Source organism: Micromonospora sp. DT81.3 (genome assembly GCF_049847225.1).
GTDB lineage: Bacteria > Actinomycetota > Actinomycetes > Actinomycetales > Microbacteriaceae > Microbacterium.
In genome coordinates, this window is the sequence record NZ_JBNCNY010000004.1 from 109,356 (window position 1) to 126,922 (window position 17,567).

The following is a 17,567-nucleotide window of genomic DNA, read 5'->3' on the forward strand; positions in this document are numbered from 1 at the left end:
GTCGCCAGCCTACGCGGGCTGGAGCCCGATGGCGACATCGTGGGGGCGGACGGGCGCCGGCAGGGCGGTCTCCCCCATCAGGAAGGAGTCCACGTGTGCGGCGGCGGCGCGGCCCTCCGCGATCGCCCAGACGATGAGCGACTGACCGCGACCGGCGTCGCCGGCGACGAAGACGCCGGACACCGAGGTCTCGTACCGGTCATCGCGCTCGACGTTGCCCCGTCCGGTGAACTGCGGTCGCAGCTGCTCCTCGAGCTCCGTGCGCTCGGGGCCGGTGAAGCCCATGGCGATGAGGACGAGGTCCGCGGGGATCTCGCGCTCGGTGCCGCTCTTGGGAACGCGCCGGCCGTCGACGTACTCGGTCTCGGCCACGCGCAGCGCGCGCACCTCTCCGGCGCCGTTGGAGAGGAACTCCACGGTGGATGCGAGGTACATGCGCTCACCGCCCTCTTCGTGCGCCGAGCTCACCTCGAAGACCGTCGGGTCCATCGGCCACGGCTGGTGCTCCGGGCGCGACGTCGCCGGCTGCACGCCGATCGCGAGGTTGGTGACGCTGAGCGCACCCTGGCGGTGTGCCGTGCCGATGCAGTCGGCGCCGGTGTCGCCGCCGCCGATCACGATGACGTGCTTGCCTTCCGCGCTGATCTGGTTCGGCACCTGATCGCCCGCGACGGCCTTGTTCGACTCGATGAGGTACTCCATCGCGAAGTGCACACCCGCGAGGTCGCGACCCGGGATGGCGAGCTCGCGCGGGATCGTCGCCCCGGTGGCGATCACGACGGCGTCGTAGCGGCCGCGCAGGTCGCTCCAGGAGATGTCGACGCCGATGGTGACACCGGCGCGGAAGCGCGTGCCCTCGTCGCGCATCTGACGGAGGCGGGCCTCGAGGTGCTTCTTCTCCATCTTGAAGTCGGGGATGCCGTAGCGGAGGAGCCCACCGATCCGGTCATCGCGCTCGTAGACGGCCACCGTGTGGCCGGCGCGGGTGAGCTGCTGGGCGGCCGCGAGACCGGCGGGACCGGAGCCGACGACGGCGACGGTCTTGCCCGTGAGGCGCGCGGGCGGCTCCGGTTCGACCCAGCCGTTCGCGAAGGCCTCATCGGCGATCGAGACCTCGATCTGCTTGATCGTCACCGCCGGCTGGTTGATCCCCAGGACGCACGCGCTCTCGCACGGAGCGGGGCACAGGCGCCCCGTGAACTCGGGGAAGTTGTTCGTGGCGTGCAGGCGCTCGATGGCCGACCGGCCCTCGCCGCGCCACATCAGGTCGTTCCACTCCGGGATGAGATTCCCGAGCGGACAGCCCTTGTGGCAGAACGGGATGCCGCAGTCCATGCACCGACCGGCCTGGCGGCGGATGACGCCGGACTCGGCCGACTCGTACACCTCTTTCCAGTCCATGATCCGGACGGGAACCGGGCGTCGGGGCGGCAGCTCGCGCTCCGTCGTCTTGAGGAAGCCCTTGGGGTCAGCCACCTGTCACCTCCAGGATGCGTGTCCAGACGACGTCGCCGTCGGGGTCGAGCCCCTCGGCGACGGCCGCCTGGCGGGTTTCGAGCACGGCCGCGTAGTCGCGAGGCAGCACGCGCACGAAGTTGAGCGATTCGGATTCGAAGTCCTCGAGCATCGCCTTCGCGAGCACCGAGTCGGTTTCGGCGACGTGCTGTTCCAGCAGGTCGCGCAGGATCTCGACGTCGCCCGAGCCGAGCTCCTGCAGCACGAGCTCTCCGGACACGAGCGCCTCGCGGTTCACGAGCGCCTCATCGAGCTTGTAGACGTAGGCGCTGCCTCCGCTCATCCCGGCACCGAGGTTGCGACCCGTCTTGCCGAGGATGACGGCGAGGCCGCCGGTCATGTATTCGAGGGCGTGGTCTCCGACGCCCTCCACGACCGCGGTGGCGCCGGAGTTGCGCACGAAGAACCGCTCGCCGACGACGCCGCTGAGGAACATGGTGCCCTGCGTGGCGCCGTAGCCGATGACGTTGCCCGCGATGACGTTCTCGGATGCGGGGAAGGTCGCACGCCGAGGCGGCCGGATCACGATCTGGCCACCCGAGAGTCCCTTTCCGACGTAGTCGTTCGAGTCGCCCTCGAGGCGCAGCGTGATGCCGGCGGGCATGAAGGCCCCGAAGGACTGGCCTGCCGACCCGGTGAGGTTCACCACGATCGAGCCCGAAGGCAGACCGTTCTCGCCGTGGGCCTTGGTCACGCGGTTGCCGAGCATGGTGCCGACGGCCCGGGCCGTGTTGCGCACCGGAAGCTCGATCACGATCTCGCCGCCGTGTGCGATCACGTCCTGGGCGCGCTCGATCAGCTGCACGTCGAAGTGCTCGTGCAGCTCGTGGTCCTGCCCGTGGGTGTTGCGGCGCGGCTCGTCCTCCGAGAACGCGGGTCCCTCGAGGATCGGCGCGAGGTCGAGTCCGGATGCCTTCCAGTGCTCGACGGCGCCGTTGATGTCGAGCAGCTCGTTGTGGCCGATCGCCTCGTCGAGCGAGCGGAAGCCCAGCTCGGCCAGGTACTCGCGCACCTCTTCGGCGATGAACTCCATGAAGTTCACGACGAACTCGGGCTTGCCCGTGAAGCGCTCGCGCAGCACCGGGTTCTGGGTCGCGACGCCGACCGGGCAGGTGTCGAGGTGGCAGACGCGCATCATGATGCAGCCGCTGACGACCAGCGGCGCGGTCGCGAAGCCGAACTCCTCGGCCCCGAGCAGCGCGCCGATGATCACGTCGCGGCCGGTCTTCAGCTGCCCGTCGACCTGCACGACCACCCGGTCCCGCATGCCGTTGAGCATCAGCGTCTGCTGGGTCTCGGCGAGCCCGAGCTCCCACGGTGTTCCCGCGTGCTTCAGCGAGTTCAGTGGGCTGGCGCCCGTTCCGCCGTCGTGCCCGGAGACCAGGATGACATCGCTCAGGGCCTTCGCAACGCCGGCGGCGACGGCACCGATCCCCGACTGGCTCACCAGCTTGGTGTGGATGCGCGCCTCGGGATTCGACCGCTTGAGGTCGAAGATCAGCTGCTTGAGGTCCTCGATCGAGTAGATGTCGTGGTGCGGCGGGGGCGAGATCAGGCCCACGCCCGCGGTCGCGTGGCGCGTGCGGGCGACCCACGGGTACACCTTCGTCGGTGGAAGCTGTCCGCCCTCCCCCGGCTTGGCGCCCTGGGCGAGCTTGATCTGGATGTCATCCGACTTGGTGAGGTACAGGCTCGTCACACCGAACCTGCCCGAGGCGACCTGCTTGATGGCGCTGCGTCGGTCCTCGCTCAGCAGGCGGTCGACATCCTCGCCGCCTTCCCCGGTGTTCGACTTGGCGCCGATGGAGTTCATCGCGATGGCGAGCGTTTCGTGGGCTTCCTTCGAGATGGAGCCGTAGCTCATCGCACCCGTCGAGAAGCGCTTGACGATGGATGACACGGGCTCGACGTCACCGAGCGGCACGGGCTTGCGAGCGCCGGAGCGCAGCTTGAAGAGCCCGCGCAGGGTCTTCAGCTCCTGGGCCTGATCGTCGACGAGCTGCGTGTACTCGCGGAAGATGTCGTAGCGGCGGGAGCGGGTGGCGTGCTGCAGGCGGAAGACGGTGTCCGGGTTGAAGAGGTGGGGCGAGCCGTCGCGCCGCCACTGGTACTCGCCGCCGGTCCAGAGGCGCTCGTGGGCGCGGGCCGCGCCGTCCTCGGGGTACGCGTAGGCGTGACGGGCGGCGTTCTCGGTGGCGATCACGTCGATGCCCACCCCGCCGAGCTTGCTCTCGGTGCCGGTGAAGTACGCCTTCACGAACTCGTCCGACAGCCCCACGGCCTCGAAGACCTGCGCGCCGGCGTAGGACGACACGGTCGAGATCCCCATCTTCGACATGATCTTCAGCACGCCCTTGCCGAGCGCGTAGATCAGGTTCTTGACGGCCTTCTCGGGGGTCACGCCGGTGATGTAGCCGGCGCGCACGAGGTACTCGACCGTCTCCATGGCCAGGTAGGGGTTGACGGCGGATGCGCCGTAGCCGATCAGGGTCGCGACGTGATGGACCTCCCGCACGTCGCCGGCCTCGACCACCAGGCCGACCTTCATCCGCGTCTCGTTGCGGATGAGGTGGTGGTGCACCGCGGCCAGCATGAGCAGTGACGGGATGGGGGCCAGGTCCTTGTTCGAGTCGCGGTCGGAGAGCACGATGAGCTCTGCGCCGTCCTCGATCGCCTGGTCCACCTCGAGGCACATCTGGGCGATGCGCTTCTCCATGCCCTTGCGTCCGGCCTCTACGCGGTAGAGGCCGCGGATCGTCACCGAGCTGCGTCCGGGGAGGGCGGTGTCGATGTGCTGGATCTTCGCGAGCTCGTCGTTGTTGATCACCGGGAAATCCAGCGTGACCGAGCGTGCGTGCTCCGGTCCCCAGTCCAGCAGGTTCCGCTCTGGGCCGAGGCCCAGCTTGAGGCTCGTGACGACCTCTTCGCGGATGGAGTCCAGCGGCGGATTCGTGACCTGGGCGAACTGCTGCGTGAAGTAGTCGAACAGCAGGCGAGGACGCTCGCTGAGCACGGCGATCGGGGTGTCGCTGCCCATCGCCCCGAGCGGCTCCGCGCCGGTCTGGCCCATGGGCATGAGCAGGATGCGCACCTCCTCCTCCGTGTAGCCGAAGGTGCGCTGGCGACGGGTGATGGAGGCGATGGGATGCACGATGTGCTCGCGGTCGGGGAGGTCGGCGAGGCGGACGGTGCCCTTGTCGAGCCACTCCTGCCACGGCTGCAGCGAGGCGAGCTCGGCCTTGATCTCGTCGTCTTCGACGATGCGGCCGGCGGCGGTGTCGACGAGGAACATGCGCCCGGGGCGCAGACGCCCGCGGCGCTTGATGCGCTCGGGCTCGAAGTCGAGCACGCCCGTCTCGCTGCCGATCACGACGAGCCCGTCGGTCGTCTCGGTCCAGCGACCCGGACGCAGCCCGTTCCGGTCGAGGGTGGCGCCGACCAGCGTGCCGTCGGTGAAGATGAGTGCGGCGGGGCCGTCCCACGGCTCCATCTGCATGGAGTGGAAGTCGTAGAAGGCGCGCAGCTGCGGGTCGATGTCCGCCTGCTTCTCGTAGGCCTCCGGCACCATCATCATGATGGCGTGCGGCAGGCTGCGTCCCGTCAGGGTGAGCAGCTCGAGCACCTCGTCGAACGACGCGGAGTCGCTGGCACCCGGGGTGCAGATCGGCAGCAGCGGGCGGATCTCGCCGAGGAGTTCCGATTCCAGCTGGGACTGTCGGGCGCGCATCCAGTTGCGGTTGCCGTTCACGGTGTTGATCTCGCCGTTGTGGGCGAGCATGCGCAGCGGCTGCGCGAGCGGCCACGACGGGAAGGTGTTGGTCGAGTAGCGGGAATGCACCACCGCGAGCTCCGAGGCGAACCGCTCGTCCTGCAGGTCGGGGTAGAAAGGCTCGAGCTGCAGCGTGGTGACCATGCCCTTGTACCCGAGGGTGCGCGAGGAGAGCGACACGAAGTACGCGCCGAGCTCGAGTCCGGCGCGCTTGCGCAGCCGGAACACCCGGCGATCGAGCGCGATGCCCGACAGCGCGGGTGCATCGCCGACCGCCGGCCGTGCGACGAAGAGCTGCTCGAACTCCGGCCGCGCGTTGAAGGCCAGCTTGCCGAGGTGCGACTGCTCGGTCGGCACCTCGCGCCAGCCGAGCACGACGAGGTTCTCGGACTCGGCGATGTGCTCGATGCCCGCCTTCTGTGCGGCGCGCTCGTCATCGTCACGGGGCAGGAAGATCATGCCCGCGGCGTACTCGCCGACGGCGGGAAGCTCGAAATCGACGACCTCGCGGAGGAATGCGTCGGGCATCTGGGTCAGGATGCCCGCGCCGTCGCCGGTGCCGGCATCCGAGCCGATCGCACCGCGGTGCTCGAGGTTGCGCAGCGCCGTCAGGGCGAGGTCGATGATGTCGTGACCGGGTACGCCTCGAAGCGTCGCGACCATTGCCAGGCCGCAGGCGTCCTTCTCGAACGCCGGGTTGTACATTCCCTGCTTCTCGGGAAAGGCGCCGAGGGCGCCGTGACGTGGGCTCGAAGCCATGTCAACCGTCCTCACGTTGAAGCTCAATGGGACGACGTCGGCCCTCTGGAGAGTGCAGGTACGAGATTGAAGCTCGTTCTACTTAGCGGCGACTGTGCTTGTGGCGGTGTCTCGTGATGCGTCTTCGGCTGCGGGCGGCTCGCTCACATCGACGAAGTCGTCGGGGGTACCTTCCGATTGTACCGCCCCCGCCGGGGACCACGCTCTCCCCGGCACGTACGGGGAAGGCTCGAAGCCGGGGTGACGACGCTTCTGCACCACGACGATTGCGATGCCGATCAGGACGGCGATGATCGAGGCCCACACGTTGGTGCGGAGGCCGAAGAAGATCTCGCTCGGGTCGATGCGGATCGACTCCCAGACGATGCGTCCGGCGCCGTACCAGATGAGGTACAGACCGAACAGGCGTCCCCACTGCAGCCGGAATCGACGACCGGCCCACAGCAGCACGGCGGCACCCAGCAGGTTCCAGATCACTTCATAGAGGAAGGTGGGGTGAAAGAGCGTGTCGGCCGGCAGTCCGATCGGGAAGGCGGGGTTGTCGCTGTCGATCTCCAGACCCCACGGGAGGTCGGTGGGCAGGCCGTACAGCTCCTGATTGAACCAGTTGCCGAAGCGGCCGAGCGCCTGCGCGATGAGCAGCCCCGGCGCCAGGGCGTCGGCGAACGTCCAGAACCGGATGCCGGTCCACCGGCATCCGAGAAAGGCGCCGACCGCGCCGCCGAGAAGGGCGCCGAAGATGGCGATGCCGCCCTCCCAGATGCGGAACACGGCCCACGGATCGGTGCCCTCGCCGAAGTAGAACCCTGGGTGGGTCAGCACGTGGAAGATGCGGGCGCCGATGATCGCGATGGGAACCGCGAGCAGGGCGATGTCGATGACGACCCACGGCTCGGCGCCGCGCCGGGTCAGCCGCGCGTTCGTCAGGAAGACCGCGACGATGATTCCCGCGATGATGCAGAGCGCGTAGAAGTGGATGCGCAGCGGTCCGACGTCGACGTAGCTCACCGGCGGACTCGGGATGCTGGCGACGACGCTCGTCAGGGCGTGCGGAAGCGCGAGGGTCATGCGTGCGAGTTTACTTGTCGCTCGCCCGGTCCGTTGTCGTGTCCTGCCTCAGCCGGGTTCCCGCGGCCAGCGCACGCGTCGTCTCGGCGAGGCCGTCGAGCCCGCCGTCCCGAAGCGCGCGAACGAGGGCGGTTCCGACGATGGCGCCGTCGGCGTAGCGGAGGACTCCCCGCACCTGCTCGGCGTTGGAGATCCCGATGCCGACGCACGCGTGGTCCGCGCCGCGGGCGCGCAGGCGCTCCACGAGCGTGCGCGCCGCAGCATCCAGCTCGGCGCGCTCCCCCGTGATGCCCATGGTCGAGACCGTGTAGACGAAGCCCGTGGAGTTCTGCACCACGAGGTCGAGGCGCTCATCCGTGGACGTGGGCGCGGCGAGGAACACCCGGTCGAGCCCGGTCCGGCGGCTCGCGGCGATCCAGTCTCCTGCTGCCTCCGGGGTGATGTCGGGGGTGATGAGCCCCGCTCCACCGGCCGCCAGCAGGTCGTCCGCGTAGCGGTCGACCCCGTACTGCAGCACCATGTTCCAATACGTCATGACGAGCACGGGCACATCGACCCGGCTGGTGATCTCGCGCACCGCGGTGAAGAGGTCCCGCGTCCGGAATCCGGCCGCGAGCGCCGTCTGGGTGGCTTCCTGGATGACGGCCCCGTCCATGACGGGATCGCTGTAGGGCGGGCCCAGTTCGAGGATGTCGGCGCCGTTCTGGGCGAGGGCGACCGCCGCATCGATGCTGGTCTGCAGATCGGGGAAGCCGACGGGCAGGTATCCGACCAGTACACCGCGCCCTTCGGCGTGCGCGTCGTCGATCGCGTCGGAGACGCGGGTCACAGTTTGGTCCCCTCGCCCTTGGCGGCGTCGTTCGGCGGGGCGTCGAGGATGTCCTCCGCGGCCCGGTCGTAGAGCTCGAAGTACCGGGCGGCGGTGTCCATGTCCTTATCGCCGCGGCCCGAGAGGCACACGGCGATCACGGCATCCGGGCCCAGTTCGCGACCGAGGCGCAGCGCCCCCGCCAGTGCGTGCGCGGACTCGATCGCGGGGATGATGCCCTCGGTCCGCGACAGCAGGCGCAGCGCCTGCATCGCCTCGTCGTCCGTCGCCGGGATGTACTCCGCGCGTCCGATCGCCGCGAGCCACGCGTGCTCGGGACCGACGCCCGGATAGTCGAGGCCGGCCGAGATCGAGTGCGACTCGACGGTCTGGCCGTCTTCGTCCATCAGCACGAACGTCCGCGCACCGTGCAGCACGCCGGCGCGCCCCCGCTCGATGGATGCCGCGTGCCGCGCCGTGTCGACGCCGTCTCCGGCGGCCTCGACCCCGTAGAGCTTCACATCGGCGTCATCGAGGAACGCGTCGAACATCCCGATCGCGTTCGAGCCGCCGCCGACGCATGCCACGACGGCATCCGGCAGGCGGCCGACCTCTTCGAGCAGCTGGGCGCGGGCCTCTTCGCCGATGACCTTCTGGAAGTCGCGGACCATCGCGGGGAACGGATGCGGGCCCGCGGCGGTGCCGAAGATGTAGTTCGTCGTCTCGACGCTGGCCACCCAGTCGCGGTACGCGTCGTTGATGGCGTCCTTGAGCGTGCGGGATCCCGTCGTGACGGGAATGACCTCCGCGCCGAGCAGCCGCATGCGCGCGACGTTGAGCGCCTGGCGCTCGGTGTCGACCTCGCCCATGTAGATCGTGCACTCGAAACCGAACAGGGCGGCGGCGGTCGCGGTGGCGACGCCGTGCTGTCCGGCTCCCGTCTCGGCGATCACGCGCGTCTTGCCGAGCTTCTTCGTGAGCAGCGCCTGGCCGAGCACGTTGTTGATCTTGTGCGAGCCCGTGTGGTTCAAGTCCTCGCGCTTGAGGAAGACACGCGCCCCACCGGCGTGCTCGGCGAAGCGCGGCACCTCGGTCACGATGGATGGGCGGCCGGCGTAGGAGCGCAGCAGTTCGGAGAGCTCGCTCTTGAAGCCGTCTTCCGCCATCGCCGCCTCGTAGGCGGCGGTCAACTCGTCGATCGCGGCGATCAGCGACTCGGGCATGTACCGCCCGCCGAACTCACCGAAGAACGGCCCCGTGGCCTCGCGGAGGCTCACTTGGGCACCGCCAGGAAATCGCGGAGCGTGGTGATGGGATCACCGGTCACGAGAGCCTCCCCTACGAGGACGACGTCGGCGCCCGCGCGCCGGTAGTGGGCGACATCATCCGGGTGGAGGACGGCGGATTCCGCGATCTTGATCGCGCCGGCCGGGATGCGGTCGGCCAGGCGCCCGAACAGGTCGCGGTCGAGCTCGAACGTCGACAGGTCGCGGGCGTTCACGCCGACGAGCCGGGCGCCGATGTCTGTCGCACGCGACACCTCGTCGGCCGAATGCGTCTCGACGAGCGGCGTCATCCCGAGCTGCAGGGTCAAGGCGTGGAGCTCGGTCAGGACGGGCTGCGGAAGGGCCGCCACGATGAGCAGCACGAGATCGGCCCCGGCGGCCCGGGCCTCGAACACCTGGTACGGGGTCGCGATGAAATCCTTGCGCAGCACCGGGACCGACACCGCGTTCCGGACCGCGACGAGGTCGGCCAGGCTGCCCTTGAACCGCCGGGCCTCGGTCAGCACGCTGATCGCCGAAGCGCCGCCCTGCTCGTAGAGGCTCGCCTGCAGGGCAGGGTCGGGGATGCGGGCGAGGTCGCCGCGCGAAGGACTCGCCCGCTTGACCTCGGCGATGATCTTGACGCGCTCGCTGGGAGCGAGCGCGGCGTAGGCGTCGCGGGCTGCGGGTGCCTCGAGGGCGGCACGCTCGACGACGGCGAGCGGACGGGAGGCGGCACGCGCCTCTGCGTCTTCGACAGCGCCGGCCGTGAGGTCGGCGAGCATGATCAGTGCTCTTTCGCGAGGACTTTGTCGCCGCCGACGCCGTAGCCGGCCTTGGCCAGGGCCCAGCCGACGATCAGACCGACGACCACGAGAGCTGCGGAGGCCCACACGAGCCATGCCCAGTCGAAGAAGAACGCCACCGTGCCGATGGTGAACGCGACGAGCATGATCGTCACGGCTGTCCACGCGGCGGGCGAGTGTCCGTGGCCGGGGTCGCCGTCTGGGTTGCTCATAGTCTCCTCCGAGGGGGCTGTGCGGGCGCTTTTCAGTCTAGCGGGGACGTTCAGCGTGTGGGATCTTCGCCTCGCGACAGGCCGTCCCATGAGTCGACGGCATCCAGCGGAGTGGAGGCGGATGCCGAAGCGGACGCGACGGCGGACGCCGAGGTGGGCGTCGAGCCGGATGCCGGAGCCGCGGTCGCCGCGGCGGCATCGGTGCGGTAGCGGCGCCCGGCGCCCTTCCAGGTGCTGGCCGTCGCGATGACGAAGGCACCCGCCGCGAGCAGCACCATCCACGCGATGAGGGTCACCGCCGGCCACGGCGTGAGGGTGACGCGCTCGACCAGCTCGGCCACCGCGTCGAGGCCGGTGATGCCGGTGGCCTCGGTGACCGTCGAGGCGGCGGCGGAGGGTGGTCGCTGGAACACCACGACGCCCGTCAGCCATGCCAGCACGCCGGCGATCACGACGGTCAGAGCCCCGAAGGCGTAGCGCAGGACCAGTCCCACGATCGACAGAGCCGCCCCGAGGGCGAGCACGGCGAGGCTCAGGGGGGCGAGCACCGGCAGAGCCGCGGCCCCCGGCACCAGAAGGGCGCCGTCCGGTCCCTGGCGAAGCGTGACCGACAACCACGTCTGGGTGGAGGAGATGGTGCCGAGCGCGCCGACGGCGAGCACGACGGTCACCGCGAGAAGGCGCGCCCTGCGCATCACGGGGAGCTCACCGCGTCGGCTGCGACGGTCGGTTCGGCGCCGAGAACCGGGTGCAGGTCGCCGGCATCGAAGCAGGTCCGCGTGCCGGTGTGGCAGGCCGGACCCACCTGGTGCACCTCGATCAGCACGGCGTCGCCGTCGCAGTCGAGCCGCGCACCGTGTACGTGCTGGGTGTGCCCGGACGTGTCGCCCTTCCGCCAGTACTCCTGGCGCGAGCGGGACCAGAAGGTGACGCGCCCGGTGGTCAGCGTGCGTCTGAGCGCTTCGGCATCCATCCAGCCCAGCATGAGCACCTCGCGGGTGTCCCACTGCTGGATGATGGCCGCGACGAGCCCATCGTCGTTGAAGGCGACCCGCGCGATCCGGGCGTCGGTGTCGTCTCGCTCGATATCGCTCACGTATCGCTCCCCTCGTGGGCTTCTCGCTCCTGCAGCGCAGTGGATCGCACGTCGATCCCCTCGGCCTGAAGGGCATCCTTCACATCGCCGACGGTGAGGGAGCCGGAGTGGAAGACGCTCGCGGCCAGCACGGCATCCGCGCCCGCACGGATCGCCGGCGCGAAATGCGGGGCCGCACCGGCGCCGCCCGACGCGATCACCGGAACGCTGGAGACCTCGCGCATCAGCCGGATGAGCTCCAGGTCGAACCCCTGTTTGGTGCCGTCGGCGTCGATGGAGTTGACCAGCAGCTCGCCGGCTCCGCGCTCGATCGCCTCGCGCGCCCACTCCAGCGCGTCGAGGCTGGTCTCCGTGCGTCCGCCGTGCGTCGTCACGACGAAACCGCTCGCCGTCGCCGCCGAGCGCTTCACGTCCAGCGAGAGCACGAGCACCTGCGCCCCGAAGCGGTCGGCGATCTCGTCCAGCAGAGCCGGTCGCGCGATCGCCGCCGAGTTCACGCCGATCTTGTCGGCCCCGACCGCCAGAAGGCGTGCGACGTCGTCAGCGGCGCGCACTCCCCCGCCGACCGTGAGCGGGATGAAGACCTGCTCGGCCGTGCGGCGCACGACGTCGTACGTCGTCGAGCGCGCGTCGACGGTCGCGGTGACATCCAGGAAGGTGATCTCGTCCGCACCCTGCTCGTAGTACCGCTGGGCGAGCTCGACCGGATCGCCCATGTCGCGCAGGTTCTGGAAGTTCACGCCCTTCACCACGCGCCCCGCGTTCACGTCGAGGCACGGGATGACGCGGCACACGAGGCTCATATCGACCGCCGGTTCACAGCGCCTACAGCCTCGCGTTGTGGATCTCGGTCACGATGATCGCGCGCGCGCCGATGGCATAGAGGGAGTCCATCACCTGGTTCACGCCCTTGCGCGGGCTCATCACCCGCACCGCGACCCACGCCGGATCGCGCAGGGGCGAGATCGTCGGCGACTCGATCCCGGGAGCGACCGCGACGGCCGTCTCCACCAGCGCCGCCGGCAGGTCGTAGTCGACCATGACGTAGCTGCGAGCGACCATCACGCCCCGGAGGCGACGAAGCAGCGTCTCTGTGCCGTCGACCTCTTCCGGCGCGCTGATCAGCACGGCCTCGGACTCGAGCAGAACGGGTCCGAAGATCTCGAGGCCCGCCTGCTTGAGGGTCGTGCCCGTCGACACCACGTCGGCCACGGCATCCGCGACGCCCAGGCGCACGGCGGACTCGACCGCACCGTCCAGCGGCACCAGATCGACGGCGACGCCGTGCTCGTCGAGGTAGCCGTCGACGAGGCCGGGATATGCCGTCGCGACACGCACGCCCTCGAGGTCCTTCAGCTCGGAGAAGCGGCCTGGTGGACCGGCGAACCGGAAGGTGGAGTCCGCGAAGCCGAGCGCCTCGATCTCGCGCGCCGGCATCCGGGCATCCAGCAGCAGGTCGCGCCCCGTGATCCCGACATCCAGCGCGCCGGATCCCACATACGTCGCGATGTCGCGAGGGCGGAGGTAGAAGAATTCGACGCCGTTGTGCGGGTCGAGGACGTGCAGGTCCTTGGGATCGCGGCGAAGCGTGTACCCCGCCTCCGCGAGCATCTCGGAGGCGGTGTCGGCCAGGGACCCCTTGTTGGGCACTGCGATACGCAACATGGATGCGGCGGCTTTCGGTGTCGGAGAGAACAGGTGGCGGGGCTCGGCGTCAGAGATGTCGGTAGACATCCTCGAGCGAGATGCCCTTCGAGAGCATCATCACCTGCAGGTGGTAGAGCAGCTGAGAGATCTCCTCGGCGGCCTCGTCCGTCGACTCGTACTCCGCGGCCATCCACACCTCGGCAGCCTCTTCGACGATCTTCTTGCCGATCGCGTGCACCCCGGCGTCGAGCAGTGCCACCGTGCTCGAGCCCGCGGGTCGCTCGATCGCCCGGTCGCCGAGCTCGGCGAACAGCTCGTCGAAAGTCTTCACCCTGCCAGGGTACCGGGCGGTGGGACGCCCCACGTTCGCGGAACGACCGGCCCTGGCTCAGTGGCTGTGACGAGCGGCCGTCGAGCGGAGGGCCGCGATCGCCGCATCCGGGTTCTCGGCGCCGAAGACAGCCGACCCGGCGACGAACGTGTCGGCTCCGGCCTCGGCCGCCTGGGCGATGGTGGACTCACCGATCCCGCCGTCGACCTGGAGCCAGACGGCGCTTCCCCGCCGGCGGGCCTCGTCGGCCAGCATCCGCAGCTTGGGCATCGTCTCGGGCATGAACGACTGACCGCCGAAGCCGGGCTCGACGGTCATCACGAGGATCTGATCGAACTCGTCGAGCACCGGGAAGAGCCCCTCGACGGGTGTGCCCGGCTTCACCGCGACGCCCGCCCGCGCGCCGATGTCGCGCAGCCGACGCGCGAGCGCCACGGGTTCGGTCGCCGCCTCGAGATGGAAGGTGACGGATGCCGCCCCGAGCTCGGCGTAGCCGGGCGCCCAGCGGGCGGGGTCGGTGATCATCAGGTGCACGTCCAGCGGCACGGGGCTCGTCGCCTGCACCCGCTCGACCATCTGCGGGCCGAACGTCAGGTTCGGCACGAAGTGGTTGTCCATGACGTCGACGTGCACGAAGTCGGCGCCGGGGATCCGGGCGAGCTCCGACTGCATGTTCACGAAGTCGGCGGCCAGGATGCTGGGGTTGATGCGAGGCTGCGCGTCTTCGATCGGGGGCACTGCTCCATTATGTCGACCGCGTCGATAGTGCCCCCATCGAAGTGCCCCCTTCGACACCGCCGGCGTCGATAGTCTCAGGGCGTGGACCCCATCCTGCAGCTCCTCGACGGCATCGTCTCCGACATCCGCCCGAACGACGACGGCCAGACCGCCCAGTACATCCCGGAGCTGGCCGCCGCCGACCCCGACCACCTCGCCCTGGCGATCGTCGGGCCGCGGGGGGCCGTCCTGTCGGTCGGTGACGATCATGTGGAGTTCAGCATCCAATCGGTCTCCAAGCCGTTCGTGCTGGCGCTGGCCCTCGCACACCTGGGGAGGGAGGAGGTGTTTCGCCGCGTCGGCGTGGAGCCCAGCGGCGAGCCCTTCAACGCGATCAGCCTCGAGCCGGCGACGGGCCGCCCCGCGAACCCGCTCGTGAACGCCGGTGCCATCGCCACGACGTCGCTCCTGCCGGGCGAGGGCATCGACGGACGCACCGCGACGATCGTGGCGGGGCTGTCCCGATTCGCGGGGCGCTCGCTGTGGATCGACGAGTCGGTGTACCGCTCGGAGTCGCAGACGGGCCACCGCAACCGCGCGCTCGGTCACCTGATGCGCTCGTACGACATCATCACCGGCGACGTGGACGAGGCACTCGAGGTGTACTTCCGGCAGTGCTCGGTGCTCGTCACGACGCGGGATCTCGCGGTGATGGCCGCGACCCTGGCGTTCGGCGGGCGCAACCCGACGACCGGTGAGCAGGTCGTCTCACCCGCGGTCGCGCGCGACGTCGTGTCGGTGATGTCCAGCTGCGGCATGTACGACTTCTCGGGCGAGTGGCTGCTGCGCGTCGGCCTGCCGGCCAAGAGCGGCGTGAGCGGCGGACTGCTCGCGGTCGCCCCGTCGCAGTTCGGTGTGGGCGTCTTCAGCCCGCGGCTGGACAGGCACGGGAACAGCGTTCGCGCGACCGCCGCGCTGGAGAGGCTCTCCGACGACTTCGAGATGCACCTCCTCGAATCGCACGCAGCGATCGCGGAGCCCGCCATCCGGGTGGAGCGGGCTGACGGCGAGACGGTGCTCCATCTGGGCGGCGAGCTCGGGATCAGCGGGGTGGAACGGGTGCTGTCGGTGATCGGCGAACTCGGCGACACCGAGAACATCGTCATCGACGGCAGCGACCTGGCTCGCACGCACCCCGCGGTGCTCGTGGTGCTGCGGACGCAGCTCGGCGAGACCGACCGCGTGCGAATCCGCAGCTGAAGGCCGCTCAGACCCGGCGCAGCAGCGAGATGAACATGGCATCCGTGCCGTGCCGGTGGGGCCACAGCTGGGCCCGGCCGGAGCCGTCGGCAGGGGCCGGCAGATCGAGTGGACTCTCGCTGAGTCCCTCCAGCACGGCCCGGGCGTCGAGCTCCTCGATGCGGTCCCCCCACGCCCGCCGGGCGTCCGCCACCACAGCGGAGGTCTCGGCCAGATGCGGGGAGCACGTGACGTAGGCCACGATGCCCCCGGGTGCGAGCGCCTTCAGCGCGGCATCCACCAGCCCCGCCTGCAGACGGGCGAGATCCGGCACGTCGGAAGGGGTCTTGCGCCACCGGGCCTCGGGTCGGCGCCGCAGGGCGCCGAGGCCCGTACAGGGAGCGTCGACGAGGATGCGGTCGTAGCGGCCGAGGGCCCGGCGGGCGCGATCGCGTCCGTCCTCCTCCGAGACCTCCACGGTCAGCGGAACGCCGGCGATGGCCGCACGCACCAGCCCGGCGCGGGCAGGCATGATCTCGTTGGCCTCGAGGACGGCGCCGCCGGCCAGGGCTTCGGCCGCGAGCACGGCCGTCTTGCCGCCGGGGCCGGCACAGAGGTCGAGCCACCGCTCCCCCTCGCGGACCGCCGTCGCCCGGGTGAGCGCGAGCGCGGCCAGCTGGGACCCCTCGTCCTGCACGCGGACGCGCCCCTCGGAGGCGCGCACCACCGGATCCGGGTCGCCGCCGCCGAGGCGGAAGCCGATCGGCGAATAGGGCGTGCGCTGCGCCCCGTCGGGCGACTCACTGAGGCCGGGGAGCGCCGCCATGGTCACCCCTGGCGAAACGTTGTCGGCCGCGAGCAGCGCGTCGAGCTCGTCGGCGCGCCCCTCGGCGGCGAGGGCGCGGCGGAAGGCGCGCACGATCCAGACCGGGTGAGCGGTGTGCAGTCCCAGGCGTTCGTCGTCGGAGCGCGCGGCGGCGTCGATCCTCGACATCCACTCCCCCGGCGTCTCCCGCGCGACGCGCCGGAGCACCGCGTTGGTGAACCCGGTCGCCGAGTTCCCCACAGCCTCGCGGGCGAGCGAGACGGACTCGTTCACGGCCGCGTGCGAGGCGACGCGCGTGTGCAGCAGCTGGTGCACCGCGAGGCGGAGCGCATCCAGCACCGGCGGGTCGATCTCATGCACGTTTCGCGACGACGCCTCCGTGATGATCGCGTCGTACGTGCCCTGGCGGCGCAGGGTGCCGTACGTGAGCTCGGTGGCGAGAGCCGCATCCTGCGTCGACAGACCGGCGCGGGCGATGGCCCTCGGCAGCAGGAGGTTCGCGTATGCGTCGGACTCGTGCACGGCTCGAAGGGTCTCATAGGCCACCCGCCGCGCCGGCTGGACGGCGCTCATGTCCCCGCCCGCACTTGGCTGCTGCGCACCCCGCGCCACCAGTCGCCGGATGACATCACCGGTCTGCCGGCGGGCTGCACCTTCGAGACGGAGATCGACTGCGTGGCCGTGCCGATCAGGATGTCGCGGCCGTGGCCCGCGATCTCGCCCGGCTTGAGCAGCACCTCGCCCTCCGGCACCTCGGCATCGAGCAGTTTGATGCGGATCCCCGCGACGGTGGTGTGTGCGCCGGGTTCCGGTGTGACGCCGCGGATGCGACCCGCCACTCGGTCGGCCGGCTCGTTCCAGTCGACCGCTCCGTCGGGCTCGGTCAGCTTCGGGGCGAAGGTCGCGGCCCCTGCCTGCGGGATCGCCACCGCTCTGCCGCCCTCGATGGCGGCGACGACGTCGCGCAGCAGTTCGGCGCCGAGACCGGCGAGGTCGTTCAGCACCTCCCCCGCCGTCGCCCTCGCGGGCACGGCGTAGCGGCGCTCCTCGAACACATCCCCCGCGTCGAGTTCTGCCACCAGGCGGAAGACGCTCGCGCCGGTCTCCTCGTCGCCCGCGATCAGTGCGTGCTGGACCGGTGCGGCGCCCCGCCAGCGGGGAAGGAGCGAGAAGTGCAGGTTGATCCAGCCGTGCTCGGGCATCGACAGCAGCGGTTCGCGCACCAGCCCGCCGTAAGCCACGATCACCCCGAGTTCGGCATCCGTGGTCGCGAGCCGGGCGGTAGCCGCTTCGTCGAGCCGCGCCGTCTTCAACACGGGCAGGCCGAGCTCCTCCGCCGCTGCGGCGACGGGTGACGGTGTCAGCACCCGTCTGCGGCCGATCGGCGCGTCGGGGCGCGTGACGACGGTCGCGATGTCGTGGTCGGATGCCGCGAGCACACGCAGCGAAGGCACGGCGACGTCGGGCGTCCCGGCGAAGATCAGCCGCACGACGCCTCCTCGTTGGGTC

Annotated in this window: 16 protein-coding genes; 1 reads left to right on the plus strand and 15 read right to left on the minus strand. The window is 70.3% G+C overall.

Annotated elements, in window-relative coordinates; translation table 11 throughout:
- Positions 1 to 9: 9 nt before the first annotated feature.
- From ACPW96_RS10720 to rpe, 13 genes are all read right to left on the minus strand, one after another.
- Positions 10 to 1,476 (minus strand): glutamate synthase subunit beta, encoded by a 1,467-nt coding sequence (locus ACPW96_RS10720; protein ID WP_425818253.1) that lies wholly within the window; start codon positions 1,474 to 1,476, stop codon positions 10 to 12.
- On the minus strand, positions 1,469 to 6,043 hold the full coding sequence (gltB, locus tag ACPW96_RS10725; RefSeq protein WP_425883078.1) for a glutamate synthase large subunit: 4,575 nt from the start codon (positions 6,041 to 6,043) through the stop codon (positions 1,469 to 1,471). The genes ACPW96_RS10720 and gltB overlap by 8 nt, the downstream gene beginning before the upstream one ends.
- Before the next feature lie 78 nt (positions 6,044 to 6,121).
- Positions 6,122 to 7,111: a prolipoprotein diacylglyceryl transferase gene (gene lgt / locus ACPW96_RS10730; RefSeq protein WP_425883080.1), complete on the minus strand. Its 990-nt coding sequence runs from the start codon at positions 7,109 to 7,111 to the stop codon at positions 6,122 to 6,124.
- Between the two features lie 10 nt (positions 7,112 to 7,121).
- Positions 7,122 to 7,940, minus strand: coding sequence for a tryptophan synthase subunit alpha (trpA, locus tag ACPW96_RS10735; protein ID WP_425883082.1), 819 nt, complete (start codon positions 7,938 to 7,940; stop codon positions 7,122 to 7,124).
- Positions 7,937 to 9,196, minus strand: coding sequence for a tryptophan synthase subunit beta (trpB, locus tag ACPW96_RS10740; RefSeq protein ID WP_425883084.1), 1,260 nt, complete (start codon positions 9,194 to 9,196; stop codon positions 7,937 to 7,939). The genes trpA and trpB overlap by 4 nt, the downstream gene beginning before the upstream one ends.
- A complete protein-coding gene (gene trpC, locus ACPW96_RS10745) occupies positions 9,193 to 9,969 on the minus strand; it encodes an indole-3-glycerol phosphate synthase TrpC (protein WP_425883086.1) in 777 nt (258 codons plus the stop codon). The genes trpB and trpC overlap by 4 nt, the downstream gene beginning before the upstream one ends.
- A 2-nt stretch (positions 9,970 to 9,971) precedes the next feature.
- Entirely contained in the window at positions 9,972 to 10,202 is a 231-nt protein-coding gene (locus ACPW96_RS10750; RefSeq protein ID WP_425818265.1) for a DUF6704 family protein, read from the minus strand.
- 50 nt (positions 10,203 to 10,252) lie between these two features.
- Positions 10,253 to 10,897: a Trp biosynthesis-associated membrane protein gene (locus tag ACPW96_RS10755; protein WP_425883087.1), complete on the minus strand. Its 645-nt coding sequence runs from the start codon at positions 10,895 to 10,897 to the stop codon at positions 10,253 to 10,255.
- Positions 10,897 to 11,298, minus strand: coding sequence for a phosphoribosyl-AMP cyclohydrolase (hisI, locus tag ACPW96_RS10760; protein WP_425883088.1), 402 nt, complete (start codon positions 11,296 to 11,298; stop codon positions 10,897 to 10,899). Before hisI ends, ACPW96_RS10755 begins: the two co-directional genes overlap by 1 nt.
- A complete protein-coding gene (hisF, locus tag ACPW96_RS10765; protein ID WP_425818271.1) occupies positions 11,295 to 12,101 on the minus strand; it encodes an imidazole glycerol phosphate synthase subunit HisF in 807 nt (268 codons plus the stop codon). The genes hisI and hisF overlap by 4 nt, the downstream gene beginning before the upstream one ends.
- A 22-nt stretch (positions 12,102 to 12,123) precedes the next feature.
- A complete protein-coding gene (gene hisG, locus ACPW96_RS10770) occupies positions 12,124 to 12,963 on the minus strand; it encodes an ATP phosphoribosyltransferase (protein ID WP_425818273.1) in 840 nt (279 codons plus the stop codon).
- Positions 12,964 to 13,012: 49 nt separating this feature from the next.
- Positions 13,013 to 13,276: a phosphoribosyl-ATP diphosphatase gene (locus ACPW96_RS10775; RefSeq protein ID WP_425818275.1), complete on the minus strand. Its 264-nt coding sequence runs from the start codon at positions 13,274 to 13,276 to the stop codon at positions 13,013 to 13,015.
- A gap of 57 nt (positions 13,277 to 13,333) precedes the next feature.
- Complete coding sequence (rpe, locus tag ACPW96_RS10780; RefSeq protein ID WP_425818277.1) at positions 13,334 to 14,014, minus strand: ribulose-phosphate 3-epimerase; 681 nt, start codon at positions 14,012 to 14,014, stop codon at positions 13,334 to 13,336.
- Positions 14,015 to 14,095: 81 nt separating this feature from the next.
- Here rpe and glsA point away from each other — a divergent pair, with 81 nt between their 5' ends.
- The gene (gene glsA, locus ACPW96_RS10785; protein WP_425818279.1) at positions 14,096 to 15,253 is read left to right on the plus strand and encodes a glutaminase A; all 1,158 of its coding nucleotides are present in this window, start codon (positions 14,096 to 14,098) and stop codon (positions 15,251 to 15,253) included.
- A gap of 7 nt (positions 15,254 to 15,260) precedes the next feature.
- Here the strand turns inward: glsA and ACPW96_RS10790 are convergent, their stop codons facing one another.
- Both ACPW96_RS10790 and fmt read right to left on the minus strand, forming a co-directional pair.
- Entirely contained in the window at positions 15,261 to 16,631 is a 1,371-nt protein-coding gene (locus ACPW96_RS10790; protein WP_425883090.1) for an RsmB/NOP family class I SAM-dependent RNA methyltransferase, read from the minus strand.
- Positions 16,628 to 17,548, minus strand: coding sequence for a methionyl-tRNA formyltransferase (gene fmt / locus ACPW96_RS10795; protein WP_425883091.1), 921 nt, complete (start codon positions 17,546 to 17,548; stop codon positions 16,628 to 16,630). Before fmt ends, ACPW96_RS10790 begins: the two co-directional genes overlap by 4 nt.
- Between the last annotated feature and the right edge of the window lie 19 nt (positions 17,549 to 17,567).